Origin of the sequence: Brumimicrobium salinarum (genome assembly GCF_002844555.1) — a bacterium.
GTDB lineage: Bacteria > Bacteroidota > Bacteroidia > Flavobacteriales_D > Crocinitomicaceae > Brumimicrobium > Brumimicrobium salinarum.
Genome location: NZ_PJNI01000003.1, coordinates 58,928 through 72,962, shown reverse-complemented (window position 1 = coordinate 72,962; position 14,035 = coordinate 58,928). Strand labels below are relative to the sequence as shown.

The window sequence follows — 14,035 nt, the reverse complement described above, 5'->3', positions numbered from 1 at the left end:
AAATGAAAAAATTGTACACAACATTTTTGGCTATTGCAATAAGCTTGTCGGCTTCAGCGTTAAATAGACTTTATGTAGATGATGATGCAACCGGTAATAATGATGGAAGTTCATGGGCAGATGCCTTCACAGATTTAAACGACGCGCTTTTGCATGTAGCAAGTTCTAGTAGTTATGATGGATCAGAAATATGGATTGCAGAAGGCTTCTACACAAGACTATCCAATACTCAAAGCTTCATAGTGGATAATAATGCTCTATTATATGGTGGGTTTGCAGGTAATGAAACAGATCTAAATCAAAGGGATATTTCAAACCACCCAACAATTATAAGCGGAGATGTAGGTTGGAATGATACAGGAGCTCCAAGTAGTTCAAATTCATATATGATGTATGATAATGCAGCACATGTATTTAAAGTTCAAAGTTCTAACCGTGCTTTGTTTGACGGTTTAATTATAGAACGTGCTTATAGTACAACTGAATCGGGCGGTGGAATTAATGTAATTAGTAGTTCACTTGAAAACTTGCAAATTTCGAATTGTATCATTAGAGAAAATGTTGCGAATAGCAGAGCTGGAGTATCGTATTATACTGACTTCAATACTAGTGGATTCTACATGTTTAATAATAGAATTGAGGATAATGTTAATACAGATGCTTCAACTTCTAGCACCATAGAATTTAGAATTACAAATTCGAACAGTATTTATGCTGATGTTCATTTTATAAATAACTTGTTTAAAAACAATACTTCAGAGTCTTCATTTCATATGGGTACATGTGCAAAGTTTACAGCCTATGGTGGTAGTGATATTGATTTATTTTTGACAAACAACACCTTCGTTAACAACCCACAAAACGGATATAATGCAAATAATGTTTCATCACTTATCGTCTATCAACACGGAGGTGGAGGGAGTTCGCTTCACGCACTTGTAAACAATAATATTTTTTATAATAACCCTGGCGTAACAGATATATTTGGAGAGAGTATACAAGGTAGTAGTGTAACTGGTGAATTGAATATTTCCAATACAAGTTCTAATCAAAACGTACAGGATTTTGCAGATAATTTAAACTTGCTAAATACCCATGAAGTAACTTCTTCTCCTTTTGTTGATGCATCGAATGAAGACTTTACTCCAATAGCGACTTATCAAACTATTGGAGATTTAAATTACTACGATAACCAGTATTTAAATAATCCATATCCAGGACAAGCATATCCAACAATAGATTTAGCTGGAAACCCAAGATTTGATGGGCTGGGTTACCTCTCGATTGGTGCGTATCAATATGATGAAACAGCAAGTATAGAGCGCGTTGCAGAAGTTAATTTTAACGTGTTTCCTAATCCTTTTACTGAAGAAGTACAAGTTGATGCGAATTCTACAATTGAATATGTAGTAATTAGAAACACGATGGGTCAAGTGGTTTATGAATCACAAGAGGTGAATTCGAAGAGTTGGATATGTGACTTATCAACTTTATATTCAGGCGCTTACTTCATTGATGTTAAGTGTGTTGGTAAGAAAACCCAATCACTCAAAATAGTAAAATGAATTCATTACTTCTCGTATTAGCCAATTGCTAATGAAATTAGCCAGTTGTGAAGATTTCGCAGCTGGCTTTTTTTAATAACGCTGCGTTGTATTTTAACTGCTGCGCTCATTGTTTAAAAATCCCTAAATCATTTTCGAAGCTCACATCTTTTCATTAAGTTCAAATTATATAATAACGAAACAATTTATCATGAGCTCAATTCAATCCAAAACAAAAGAGGAAAATTACGAGGTAACAATAGAAACTAATTCGGGTCACACCGTAACATCTGATGAACCAAAAGATGTAGGCGGACAAAACAAAGGTCTTGTTCCAGATGAGTTTCTTATTGCTGGATTAGCAGGATGTACCTCTGCAACACTTAAAATGTATGCCCAAAGGAAAGAATGGGATTTGCAAGATGTAAATATGAAAATTAAGTTTATTGAAGGAGAAAAAAAGGGAGACTTACCTTCAATTCAAACTGATATTGAGTTGATTGGAGATTTAGACAGAGCACAGAAAGAACGCTTGTTGGTAATAGCGGGTAAATGTCCTGTGCACAAAATGTTAACAGGTGGATTAACCATAAATACAGCAATTAAATAAAGAAAAGTAACTCTGCTTTAGGAACTAAATTTGGTTAAAAATCTGTTACTGTAACATTTGTCACGCATTATTTAAAAAGCTTCAATTATATTTGATTTGTGAATCAATTAAAAAGAGAGAATAGCATTTTTATGTATTTACAAGTATTAGCTTTCGGGCTAGTACTTGTACTTTCTCCTTGTTCTGTACGAAATTCATTACAAGATGCTCTTGGTGTAGCACAAACAGATGTTTCTAATAAAAGCAAAACTACAAATAATTTTGAAGAGCTGTGTTCTACTTTAAATGTAGATAATTTAGGAGATCATCCTTCCGAATTGATTAACACAACACCAGAAATTCCTTCTTTTGGACGCTTCAACGCTTATAGCATTCAAAATGAATGGATCATTGATGAAGACATTTCATTAAGTCAATACGAAGCCCCATACACAATAAAAGACAAAACCCCTTTGTATCTTTTACACCAACAGTTTAAAGTTTACCTGCAAGAGGCTTAATCGAATAAATTCGCAAGCTGCTTTTTTATTCCGTTTAGAGGAACGAAATCCCCTCAAAAAATCAAATTTTTTATTCGAGCAAATATGCTCATTAATATTGTATTGAGCCATTCATCAAAAAATGATAGGGTTCAATTCTAAAAATGAATTCAAATGAAAAAAATATTAACGATTCTCGTTGCAGGGAGTTTTCTAACTGCATGTGGGACAAATTCAAATGAGAATCAGTCAGAAAATCAAAGCGCAAAACAGATGACTGACAATAGTGGAGACACATTAACTATTTTGCAAACGGCAGACATTCATGGTCAAATCGAAGTACATGACGAACTGTTTTGGGAAAACGACGAGATCACCTTTAAACGATTAGGTGGTTTGGCCAATATGAAAACTTTGTTCGATACAGAACGCGCTAAAAATCCAGAAGGAACTATAATTCTCGACGGAGGTGATCTTATTCAAGGTGGAGCAGTTGCAGCATTATCAAAAGGTTCCGCTTTTTCAGGTATCGTTAAAGCAATGGAGTACGACTTCTTGATTCCAGGTAACTGGGAAGTGGTTTACGGAAAAAAGACCATGATCGATGTGCTTAAAGCTTACGAAACACCTGTTATTGCAGCCAATATGTATGATGATGAAACCGAAGATTATATTTTTCCTCCATATTTCATCAAAGAAATGAAAGGAACAAAACTTGGATTCATTTCTTATAACGATCCAGATATTCCCGTGCGTCAAAATCCATCTTTTAGTAAAGGAATTGGATTCGAGAAAATTCACCATAACCTAGCAGAATTAGTGGACAAATTAAAAGATGAAGAAGGCGTCGATGTTTTGTTTTTAGTAACACACATCGGAATTTCAAAGCAATTTGATTTATCCAACGATCCATCATTGAGCAAGGTTGATTACATTCTTGGAAATGATACCCACGAAAGAGTAAGGGAGCCGCTTCAAGGTGAGTTTTCAAGAGTTACAGAGCCAGGTGCATTTGCCTCTTTCGTAGGGAAAATGCAATTGGTAGTTAAAGATGGTGAAATCGAATATGAAGGTTATGAATTGATGGAGGTTGACCCTGAAAAATACGCTCCGAATCCGAAAGTAGCTGCTGTAATTGAAGAGGAGACTGCACCGTATAAAGAGAAAATCAGTCGTGTTTTAGGATATACTTCAACACCTTTGTACAGGTATTTCGTGGTAGAAAATCCTATGGATAATTTCATTACAGATGCGGCGAGATGGAAAACTGGAGCAGATATTTCAATTTCCAACGGATTCCGTTTTAGTCCACCACTTGTTCCCGGAGAAGACGGTAAAGCTGCAATCACTTATGAATATTTGTGGAACATGTTGCCAGTAAATGAGTACATTAAAACAGGAAAAGCAACTGGTCAGCAAGTACACGATTGGATGGAAAGTGAAATTCATAACGTGTTTGCCGATAATCCAAAAGAGCGTTTTGGAGGTTGGTTAGTGCGTTTTTCTGGAATGACCTTGAAATTCGATTCTAGTAAGCCTAAAGGAGAACGGGTAATTGAAATTATGGTAGGAGGAGAGCCTTTAGACTTAGATCGCGTTTACAATATTTCTGCTTGTCGTAGAGAAGGAGAGCCAGACCACATGTTGTGTAGAATGCCAAATTTAACAGACACAGAAGTGAAAGAATATACAGCTCACGAAGTTTTGGAAGAATATCTGAAAGAAAAAGGAACGATTTCACCGGTGAGAGACGGACGTGCTAAAGCAGTAGACTTGGGAGATAACGTACTTTCTCAATTGCCCGGAACAGATTATCATTTCCATTAACTCATGTACTAAAAAAATAGAATTATTACACCTCCCCCTTTGAAGGGAATGAAGGGGGAGGATATCTTTAAACCATAATATTATGAAAACAACTTTCGAAGTAAAAAAGTCTTCGGTCGTTATTTTGAGAATGATGCTCAGCGGTATTTTTATCGTGGCGAGTTTGAATCATTTGTTCAACATGGAAAAAACCGTTGCACGGATTGAACAAGCAAATTTTGGTGCAATCGGGCATGTATTAGGATCTCCAGAAGTGGCAGTTGTCGCTTCTGGAATCGTAATGCTCCTTGCTGGGATTTCTTTGTTGATTGGGTTTCAAACAAAATGGGCCGCAATTATACTGTTATTTGTATTAATTCCTATAACTTTAACGATTCAAGTGGGACAATTAAAAACTATGGGACCTTTATTCAAAAATATTGGACTCGCTGGTGGCTTATTGTTTTTCGCTTTAAATAATTTTAAATTTTACACCAAAAACAATTAAAAAATGAAGAATGTATTATTAACACTTATGATCGCTTTTGCTTTAGTTACAAGTCATAACCTCATTGCTCAAGGCGCAGGTTCTATTAAAGTGCAAAAAACCAATTATATCGTACTAACCAAAAAAGTACCTCAAATTAAACCCATTTATTTTGCATCAAAAGATATGGCAAAACAAGATAGAAAAGGATTTGGTGAGTTTCATATTGTATTTTGCGGAAAAAATATTGGTGATTTAACCGATAAAGAATTGATGCGTCCTTATAAGGAGATGGTAGTTAAAGGAGGTTTGAAATTATTTGCTTGTGGTTTTTCTTTAGATAAGTTTGAAATTGACAAATCTGAACTTCCCAAGTGGATAGAAGTAGTTGAAAATGGTATAACTTATGCCTTAAAAGCTAAAAAAGACGATTATATCAGTATTGAATTATAATTCAAACTAAAAAGTTATTTATTCCAGTTGGTAGGTGTTCGATATTGAAAACTTATGAACTGGATTTTTTATTTTTTGGGGCTGTCCTTGATATTTTTTTAACAATAAATTGATCAAAAATATCAAGGTCGGGTCATTCGCTATATCTCTGATTTAAAAATCAGAGGATGCCGCTGCTACCCCTCAGCCATGACATTGCTTGATAATTAAACCAAGATAGTTGAGAATTGATCTGAAAAATGGAAATTGATAATTTTGATTTCTTATTTTTGAGCGACAGCATACAAACAAAAATAATGGATTCTAAAAAGAAAGTACTAGTTATTGCTTATTATTGGCCTCCAAGTGGTGGAGCAGGAGTTCAGCGTTGGTTGAAAATGACGAAGTATTTAGCAAGAGAAGGACATGAAGTGCACGTTTTGTCGGTAGATCCTAGTAAAGCCAGCTATTTCTCTGTGGATGAGAGTTTGAAAAATGACATCCATCCTAACATAAGACAACATTTATCTTCATCTTTTGAACCCATTAATTTATATAGTTCTCTTGTGGGAAAGAAAAATGTACCTACTGCAGGATACTCCAATGTGGATGATCAACATTGGAAACAAAAAATGGTAAGCAAAATAAGAAGCCATTTATTTATCCCAGACCCTCGCATAGGATGGAAGAAATACGCTGTAAATAAAGCATTAGAAATCATTAAAAATGAAAAGATTGATAATGTATTTACAACATCGCCACCGCATTCCGCGCAATTGATAGGAAGAGATTTGAAAAAGAAATTAAAAGATCAAATCAATTGGATTGTCGATTTTAGAGATCCTTGGACAGATATTTATTATTACCCTTTATTACAACACTCCAAGTTTTCGCATAAATTAAACTTAAAGTTAGAGCGTCAAGTTATCGAATCTTCAGATCAGATTATTACGGTCGGACAAGGATTTAAAGATTCATTTTTATCCAAGACTAATAAAATTAAGCCAGAGAAGATTAAGATTATCTCTAATGCCTACGATCCCGACGATTTTAAAATAAAAGCTGAGGTACAACCTGATGATAATGTATTTTTAGCTTCCTATATTGGAACTGTATCTGACAAATATGAACCCAATGTTTTCTTTGAAGCTTTAGGACAATTGGCAAAAGATTTTCCAGATGCACCAATACGTTTTAAAGCAACTGGCGTAGTATCTGAAAAACTTCAAGAATTCATAAAAGAACAATTAGGAGAGAAAGCTTCCTTTCATCCTCCAGTTCCCCACGAACAAGCTGTTGAAGCAATGCTAAAATCGGATGTACTTTTGCTAATCACCCCAGGAATCGAAGGAACCATTCCCGGCAAAACTTTTGAATATTTAGCGACAGGCAGAAGAATCGTAAGCATAGGAAAAGGCGACAGCGCCAAAGCAATCGAAAAGTGCAATGCTGGAGCTGCTTTTGATAGAAATGAAAAAGAAGAGATTTACAATTACCTCAAATTAGCTTTAGAAGATTTCCAAAACAACATTCCTTTCGAAACCAATACAGACGAACTTGAAAAAATGTCGTGGAACTACAAAGCAGCTCAGGTAGCTAAACTGCTTCGATAAGTTTGTTAATGATATAATTCCTAGATGAACATTTCTGATTGAGCTGCTGCCACATGCTGCTGCGAGATTTCATCTCGTAGCTATTTAACCAAACCCCCATTTAAAACAACTCCTGAAAACCACCACTCAACAAAGCAATATTCATTCTCGCCGTTTGGTATTCCATTTGGGCCTGCAAAAGTCTCCCCTCAGCTTGAATTGCACTGTATTGAATTTCTCTGAGCTCCAAAGGTGTGATGCTTCCCGCTTTTAACGCTGTTTCAGAAATGTCAATAATAGATTGTGTTTGTGAGATGTTACGCTGCTCGAATTGTAACTTCTCTTCCGCAAACTGCATTACTTCAAAATAATTACGCAAGTCAGCCAAGGCGTTTATAGAGTCATTTTTGTAACTTAACTCGGCTCTTTCTTTATTCAGTTTGCTGTTGCGCAATTCTGTGGCTCTCGACAAATGATTCAAAATACTCCACTTTGCAGTAATTCCTATGCTTGGACCATAACTTCTGTTGGAAGCTAAGAAACCTACTTCGTTTTTAGAACTCCCAAAATCATAAGCTGCATAAAAACTCAATTGTGGATAGAATCTACTTTTTGCTTCTTTAGTTGAGAGTTCTGAAACAGCAATATTCGATTTCGCTTGCATGATGGAGGTGTTTTGCTCCATAAACGTTTTTGCTAGAGCATCCCATTCCTGTCTTTCTTCAATTTTATTTAAATCACCTTCAACAAGTATCTCATCTGTCACGGGCAATTGCAAAATCTTACTTAAAGCCGCTTTTATTTCAGATTGTGACTGCTGATTAGCAATGTAAGCTGCACTGTCTGCGGTCAAATCAAGTTCCGCTTGCATCAATTGAATTCTGTTGGCTGCTCCACTGTTATATCTATTCTCTGTAAATTCTTTACGTATTTTAGATAAATCAATAGCGGCCGTGTATACTTCCTCCATTTCTTGCAGCGAGAGTAAGGTGTAGTAATTTACGGCTGCTTCATAGATTTTCATTTCCATCGCAGCGCGTAAATTTAATTCACTAAAACGCTCTAATTCATCTAGTTTTTTATCTGTTGCAAACATTTTAAACCCGTCGAAGAAAGTCCAATTCAACATTGCACTAGCACTAAAAGCTTGGTTTTTTGCATTTGTTGCTTCGTTGACATCTCCAGTTAAGAATTCTTGTCGAGCACTGGATAAAGCCAAGTCTTGTGTGGCTTGTACATCAATGGTTGGTAGGTAACCAGCCGCTCCAGCGTTGTTTTCATTTTTCGCAATTTTAGTGTCAATTTTAGCCATCTGAATTCCAAAGTTCTGCGACAAAACTCGGTTTACAATTTGCTCTAAACCAAGCTTTTCTTGTGCAATGCTAAAAGAACTTAACACCATTAAACTGATCAATAATATCGCTCTCATTATTCTTCTATTTCTGTTGTTTTTTTCTTTGCTGAAATATAAATGTATATCCCTGGAATGATGTAAAGTGTTAACACCAAAGAGAAGGTTAATCCTCCAATTATCGCTAATCCCATTGGAACACGACTCGTTGCTGCATCACCTAATGCCAAAGCAATTGGTAACGCACCCAAAATAGTTGCCAATGAGGTCATTAAAATAGGTCTAAATCGTTCCGAAGCTGCATCAATAATGGCAGACTTTAATTCCAACCCAAAGTTCTTTCGTTGATTGGCAAATTCTACAATTAAAATTCCGTTTTTGGTTACTAATCCTACCAATACAATAATTCCAATTTGACTAAAAATATTTAAAGTGTGACCAAACAACCATAGCGTTAGCACTGCTCCAGCTAAAGCTAAAGGAACGGTAAGCATAATGGTAAATGGATCTCTAAAACTTTCAAATTGCGCCGACAATACCAAGTAAACAAGGATTAATGCCAAACCAAAAGCAAAGATTAAACTTCCTCCACTTTCCTCAAACTCCTTCGATGTTCCCGCAAGAGAAGTTGTAAAGGATGGACCTAATAAGTCATCTGCAATTTCATCCATGGTATTAATTCCATCACCAATTGTTTTTCCTGGAACTGGCGAAGCTTGAATCGTCGCAGATGCATATCTGTTATAACGATATAATTGTGGTGGACTAGATTCGTCTTGGATGTCTACCAAGTTACTCAATGGAACCAATTCACCACTTTTACTTCTTACATTAATTTCTTGTAAGTCACTCGGCTCATTTCTAAATTCTTTGTGTGCCTGACCAATTACTTCATATTGTTTACCTTCTTTAATGAAGTATCCATATCGTTGTCCAGAGAAATAAAGCTGCATTGTCTCTGCGATGTCCATCACCGAAACGCCAAGTGTACTCGCTTTTTCACGGTTAATTGTAACCTGAAGCTCGGGTTTGTTGAACTTCAAATCAACATCTACAATTTGGAAGTCTCCACTTGCTTTTGCTCTGTCCATAAAGTCTGGAATGACTTCCTCTAGTTTCTCTAAAGTCGGCGCTTGAAGTACATATTGAACGGGCAATCCTCTTCCTCGACCTCCACCAATGGTTTGCTCCTGAACAACAAAGGTTCGAGCAAAATTGAAATCTTTGAGTTTCGCAGTGATTTCATTCGCTAATTGATCCTGACTTTTCTTACGTTCTCCTTTGGGAACTAAATTCAATCTCACAAAACCTGAGTTGGTTGAAACTGAAGAACCAAATCCTGGCGATGTTACAGCAAGTATGTTCTTACGCTCTTCTAAAGTATCCACATAAGAAATGATTTCTCTTTGGAATTCGTCCATTCTTTCAAATGAAGTTCCCTCTGGCGCGGTACTCATAATCATTAATCGGCCTTTGTCCTCCATTGGTGCTAACTCAGATTGTAGCTGACTCCCAAAGACAAAAATGGAAGCAACAATGAGCACCATGTAAATTAATGCTTGCCAAGGTCTTCTCATAAAAGCAATCAATGAGCGTTTGTATCCTCTTTCTAATCTATTGAAAAACCTCTCAGACTTTAAGAATATTTTACTTTTGTTTTTTGTCTTTTTCAATAATCTAGAAGACATCATTGGCGTTAAAGTCAAGGAAACAAATGAAGAAATTAGGACAGAACCCGCGACGACGACTCCAAACTCCCGGAATAATCTACCCGTAAGTCCTTCTAAGAAAATCACAGGCATAAACACTGCTGCAAGGGTGATTGTAGTCGCTAAAATGGCAAAAACAATCTCATTAGCCCCCTCCATTGCTGCTTTACGGGGTTTCATTCCACGCTCTATTTTAGTGTAAATGTTTTCCATCACCACAATGGCATCATCAACGACTAATCCTGTGGTCAATACAATTGCCAATAAGGTAAGAATGTTGATGGAGAAATCCATCATGTACATGATAAAGAAAGTACCTATCAAGGAAATTGGAATGGCAATAATTGGAACTAGGGTCGTTCTCCAGTTTCTTAAGAACACAAAAACTACAAGCACTACGAGTAAAAATGAAATGATTACCGTTTCTTGAACTTCGTCAATGGACTTACGAATGTTTTCTGTGGTATCAAGGGCAACTCCTAAGTGGATGTCATCAGGTAAGTCTGCACTAATTTGGTTGACTTTTTCATAAATTTCATCCACAATTTCGATGTAGTTTGCACCGGGTTGTGGTTGAATTGCAATACCTATCATCGGAACTCCTGCGTTTCCACGTAGAATTGTTCGTTCGTTTTCTGGTCGCATTTCTGCACTACCAATGTCTTTCATGCGAATCAATTCACCGTTTTCTTCACGAATAATGAGGTTGTTGAACTCTTTTTCGGTAGATAAACGACCAAATGTTCTAATGGTCAATTCCACATTGTCTCCTTCGATTCTTCCCGATGGAAGTTCAATATTTTCTCGTAAAAGTGCTGCTCTAACTTCTGTTGCTGTTACATTTTTAGCCGTCATTTTATTGGGCTCCAGCATCAACTTCATGGAGAACTTCTTCTCTCCCCAAAGGTAAATCCTACTGATTCCTGTAATGGTTTGCAGTCGTTCTTTAAATAGATTAATTCCGATGTCAGTAAGCTCTAATAAACTTCTCGTTTCCGATTGAACTGTCATGGAAAAAATGGTTTCCGCATCAGCATCAGATTTTGCTACAATGGGCGGATCAGCATCATCTGGCAATAATCGAACGGCCCCAGATACTTTATCTCGAATGTCGTTGGCTGCATTATCTAGATCTAAATCCAAATTAAACTCAACTGTAATTGTACTTCTACCATCACTACTCACTGAAGTCATGGTACGAATTCCTTGTACTTGGTTTACTGCTTCCTCTAAGGGTTCTGTAATTTGGGATTCTATAATGTCGGCATTGGCTCCAGGATAGTTGGTTGTAACAGTAATTATGGGCGGATCCACCGATGGAAACTCCCTTACTCCTAAAGAGTAAAAACCGATAAAACCAAATATGATAATGACAATAGACATCACCATTGCCAGTACTGGTCGTTTTATACTTAATGATGAAATACTCATTTAACTTCGTTTTTCGCTTTGATTGACATTCCTTCTCTCATTCCTAAAAGTCCGGTTAATACAATCGTATCGTTTGCTTCTAGGTCTCCAAAAACTTGGACTTTGTCTTTCGATCTATTTCCAATGTTTACTTTTTTCTGTTTCGCTTTCCCATTATCAAATACCCAAACAATTTGACCGTCAATTACAGAAACGATTCCTTCCGTTGGCACACTAATACTGTTTGGAATTTCGCCTAAATTGTAATCTACATTCACAAAACCACCAGCAACAATACCCGAACTATTCTCAATTTTAGCACGAACATTCAACATTTGGGTGTTTTGATTGATAATTGGACTTGTAGCATAAACAGTAGCGTTTACTGGAGTGGGATTTAAAGAGTCTGATGGTGGACGCAGAGTTACTTTTTGACCGTTTTTCACTTTGTGAGCGTAACGTTGAGCAATGGAGAAATCTACTTTCAATTGATCGGTTTGTGCCAAAACAGTAATCAAGTCATTTGTAGTGATAAAAGCCCCTTCACTTATTTCACGCAATCCAACTCTACCATTAAACGGCGCAAGAATTCTTCCTTTATTGATTTGCACATCTAAAGATTGAATTTGAGCTTTCAAACTGTTCACCTTTGATTCCGCCTGTTCAAATGCTTCCTGCGTTCCTGCTTCGCTCTCTAATAAGGTTTGTTTTCTCGACTTATCTTTTTCTGCAAGTGCTAAATCTACTTTTAATTTCTTTCTTTCCGCTTGAAGAATGTCTGTGTCTACAGTAACTAAAAGTTGTCCTTTCTTCACTTTATTCCCTTCTTCAAAATGAATTTTCTTTACACGACCATTTACTTCACTATAAATTTTCACTTCTTCAAAAGGCATTGTTTTCCCAGGAACGGTTATCACTTCCTCAAAAGACTCAACTTTAGCAACATGATAATCAACTTGTGTATAGTTGATTGCTCCATTTTTGTTTTTTAGTCTGGGTTCTTCTCCACAGGAATAGGCTAAAAATAAGGGGAGTGCGAAAAAAAGTACTTTTATTTTCATGTTTGTTATTTGTTTAATCTTTTGAATTCTAGCACAAATCGGCTGTCTTTTATGGGGTCTAAATTATTTACTAAATCGGTTATACCAGACAAGGTCTCAGTTCTATTTTCTTTTGGAATGATATCAATAAATTCTTTGTCTGTATCAATCATCGCTTTCTCTATCATAGGTACATAAATTGTCCCTTTTTGAGTTACTTTCAATAAAAAAGAACGTTTATCTACTGGATGTTGAATTCTTTCAATGAGTTCTTTTTCCATTAGATATTTAATGATTCTCACTACAATGACCTTGTCCGTTTGAAGGATGTCAGTCAATTGTTTGGAAGTGATTTTGCCTTCATTTTGAGCAATTACCCAAAGTGGATAGTAATACCGTTCAAAAGGAAGTGAACACAATTTCTTACTGAAAGCATTGAGATAATGCTTAGTAAGAATAGCGAAAAACTTTCCTACAGGTGTTATTTGTTCTTTTGGATTATGCATTTATATTTCTCTCTAAAAAAGTTTACAAAGTTAACCAATTAACATGAGAAATAGTTTATTGTTTAGATAACTTCTAAATAAACTGTTAAATTAATGGGTTAAAATCAGTAAAATGCTTTTCCTATCTTGATTTTGAATCAAATCAATTAGAATTCTCGTAACTTTGCCAAAAATATAAATCATGAAAAACTTGATTAAAGCAGTTCTATTTGTTTCTTTTTATTTCTAAGTCTAGAAGTAAATGCTTGGGGAATGCTTGGACATCGTGTTGTTGGAGAAGTAGCAAGTAAGCACTTAAATGAAGGAGCGAAAGAAAAGCTGAAGTCTATTCTTGGAAACAAAACCTTGGCTGAGGTAAGTAATTGGATGGATGATATTAAATCTGATTCAAAATACGACTCCTTAAAACCATGGCATTACGTTACAATTCCTGATGGATTAACCTATCAACAAACAAATAAAAACCCGAAAGGTGATGCTATCTCAGGAATTAACTTTGTTGTAGCGCATTTGAAAAAGGACAATTTAGATCCACAATTAGAGCAAGAGTATTTGAATATTTTGGTTCATCTTGTAGGAGATTTACATCAACCGCTTCATGTTGGTAACGGAAACGATAGAGGAGGAAACGATGTGAAAATGAAATGGTTTGGTAAAAGTTCAAACCTACACCGCATTTGGGATTCCGAAATTATTGATGGGAAATTGTATAGTTACACAGAATTAACCAAAATTATTAATCACCCGACAAGTGAACAAGTAGAGGAAATTCAAGCCGGAACCGTAGAAGATTGGGCACATGAAAGCATGACATTCCGAGAGGGTATTTATGCTTATGATACTGGATACGCATGGGAGTATAAGTATCAATATGCCCATTGGGAAACCTTGAAAAATCAACTGTTAAAAGGTGGAATAAGACTTGCGGGAATTTTAAATGAAATTTACGATTAATTATACATTTTAATTGCCTTAACTATTGATGATTAGGATGTTTTTATTTCGTTTAGGAAGAACGGGAGAAGCAAAATTGACGAATTAGAAAACGATATGAACGTAATTCTCCATC

The 14,035-nt window shown here is 35.9% G+C and carries 12 protein-coding genes; 8 read left to right on the top strand and 4 right to left on the bottom strand.

Annotated elements, in window-relative coordinates; genetic code table 11:
• The first annotated feature begins 2 nt into the window (after positions 1–2).
• The 7 genes from CW751_RS04595 to CW751_RS04565 all read left to right on the top strand — a co-directional run bounded on the left by CW751_RS04595 (position 3) and on the right by CW751_RS04565 (position 6,971).
• Positions 3–1,565 (top strand): T9SS type A sorting domain-containing protein, encoded by a 1,563-nt coding sequence (locus tag CW751_RS04595; RefSeq protein WP_101333821.1) that lies wholly within the window; start codon positions 3–5, stop codon positions 1,563–1,565.
• A gap of 190 nt (positions 1,566–1,755) precedes the next feature.
• The gene (locus CW751_RS04590; RefSeq protein ID WP_101333820.1) at positions 1,756–2,154 is read left to right on the top strand and encodes an OsmC family protein; all 399 of its coding nucleotides are present in this window, start codon (positions 1,756–1,758) and stop codon (positions 2,152–2,154) included.
• A gap of 131 nt (positions 2,155–2,285) precedes the next feature.
• Positions 2,286–2,654 carry a hypothetical protein gene (locus CW751_RS04585; RefSeq protein WP_101333819.1) on the top strand — a complete coding sequence of 123 codons (369 nt, stop codon included), beginning with the start codon at positions 2,286–2,288 and terminating at the stop codon, positions 2,652–2,654.
• Positions 2,655–2,807: 153 nt separating this feature from the next.
• A complete protein-coding gene (locus CW751_RS04580) occupies positions 2,808–4,460 on the top strand; it encodes a bifunctional metallophosphatase/5'-nucleotidase (RefSeq protein WP_101333818.1) in 1,653 nt (550 codons plus the stop codon).
• Positions 4,461–4,542: 82 nt separating this feature from the next.
• Complete coding sequence (locus tag CW751_RS04575) at positions 4,543–4,947, top strand: DoxX family protein (protein ID WP_165779219.1); 405 nt, start codon at positions 4,543–4,545, stop codon at positions 4,945–4,947.
• A gap of 3 nt (positions 4,948–4,950) precedes the next feature.
• Entirely contained in the window at positions 4,951–5,379 is a 429-nt protein-coding gene (locus CW751_RS04570; protein WP_101333817.1) for a sulfur reduction protein DsrE, read from the top strand.
• Between the two features lie 239 nt (positions 5,380–5,618).
• Positions 5,619–6,971: a glycosyltransferase gene (locus CW751_RS04565; RefSeq protein WP_101333816.1), complete on the top strand. Its 1,353-nt coding sequence runs from the start codon at positions 5,619–5,621 to the stop codon at positions 6,969–6,971.
• 100 nt (positions 6,972–7,071) lie between these two features.
• On the opposite strand, the gene CW751_RS04560 is transcribed toward CW751_RS04565, so the two are convergent.
• From CW751_RS04560 to CW751_RS04545, 4 genes are read right to left on the bottom strand one after another with little or no spacing between them, the layout of a single operon-like run.
• Positions 7,072–8,379, bottom strand: a complete 1,308-nt coding sequence (locus CW751_RS04560; RefSeq protein WP_101333815.1) for a TolC family protein — start codon at positions 8,377–8,379, stop codon at positions 7,072–7,074.
• The gene (locus CW751_RS04555; RefSeq protein ID WP_101333814.1) at positions 8,379–11,441 is read right to left on the bottom strand and encodes an efflux RND transporter permease subunit; all 3,063 of its coding nucleotides are present in this window, start codon (positions 11,439–11,441) and stop codon (positions 8,379–8,381) included. Before CW751_RS04555 ends, CW751_RS04560 begins: the two co-directional genes overlap by 1 nt.
• A complete protein-coding gene (locus CW751_RS04550) occupies positions 11,438–12,481 on the bottom strand; it encodes an efflux RND transporter periplasmic adaptor subunit (protein WP_101333813.1) in 1,044 nt (347 codons plus the stop codon). Before CW751_RS04550 ends, CW751_RS04555 begins: the two co-directional genes overlap by 4 nt.
• Positions 12,482–12,486: 5 nt before the next feature.
• Entirely contained in the window at positions 12,487–12,966 is a 480-nt protein-coding gene (locus CW751_RS04545; RefSeq protein ID WP_101333812.1) for a MarR family transcriptional regulator, read from the bottom strand.
• 252 nt (positions 12,967–13,218) lie between these two features.
• Between CW751_RS04545 and CW751_RS04540 the strand changes: the two genes are divergently transcribed.
• Positions 13,219–13,920 carry a S1/P1 nuclease gene (locus tag CW751_RS04540; RefSeq protein ID WP_101333811.1) on the top strand — a complete coding sequence of 234 codons (702 nt, stop codon included), beginning with the start codon at positions 13,219–13,221 and terminating at the stop codon, positions 13,918–13,920.
• Positions 13,921–14,035: the final 115 nt, after the last annotated feature.

Bases quoted from the DNA above. Each gene is read 5' to 3' on its own strand.
- CW751_RS04580 (WP_101333818.1), top strand. From the start codon at position 2,808: ATGAAAAAAATATTAACGATTCTCGTTGCAGGGAGTTTTCTAACTGCA.
- CW751_RS04565 (WP_101333816.1), top strand. From the start codon at position 5,619: ATGGAAATTGATAATTTTGATTTCTTATTTTTGAGCGACAGCATACAA.
- CW751_RS04575 (WP_165779219.1), top strand. From the start codon at position 4,543: ATGAAAACAACTTTCGAAGTAAAAAAGTCTTCGGTCGTTATTTTGAGA.
- CW751_RS04550 (WP_101333813.1), bottom strand. From the start codon at position 12,481: ATGAAAATAAAAGTACTTTTTTTCGCACTCCCCTTATTTTTAGCCTAT.
- CW751_RS04585 (WP_101333819.1), top strand. From the start codon at position 2,286: ATGTATTTACAAGTATTAGCTTTCGGGCTAGTACTTGTACTTTCTCCT.
- CW751_RS04540 (WP_101333811.1), top strand. From the start codon at position 13,219: ATGCTTGGACATCGTGTTGTTGGAGAAGTAGCAAGTAAGCACTTAAAT.
- CW751_RS04595 (WP_101333821.1), top strand. From the start codon at position 3: ATGAAAAAATTGTACACAACATTTTTGGCTATTGCAATAAGCTTGTCG.
- CW751_RS04555 (WP_101333814.1), bottom strand. From the start codon at position 11,441: ATGAGTATTTCATCATTAAGTATAAAACGACCAGTACTGGCAATGGTG.
- CW751_RS04570 (WP_101333817.1), top strand. From the start codon at position 4,951: ATGAAGAATGTATTATTAACACTTATGATCGCTTTTGCTTTAGTTACA.
- CW751_RS04560 (WP_101333815.1), bottom strand. From the start codon at position 8,379: ATGAGAGCGATATTATTGATCAGTTTAATGGTGTTAAGTTCTTTTAGC.
- CW751_RS04590 (WP_101333820.1), top strand. From the start codon at position 1,756: ATGAGCTCAATTCAATCCAAAACAAAAGAGGAAAATTACGAGGTAACA.
- CW751_RS04545 (WP_101333812.1), bottom strand. From the start codon at position 12,966: ATGCATAATCCAAAAGAACAAATAACACCTGTAGGAAAGTTTTTCGCT.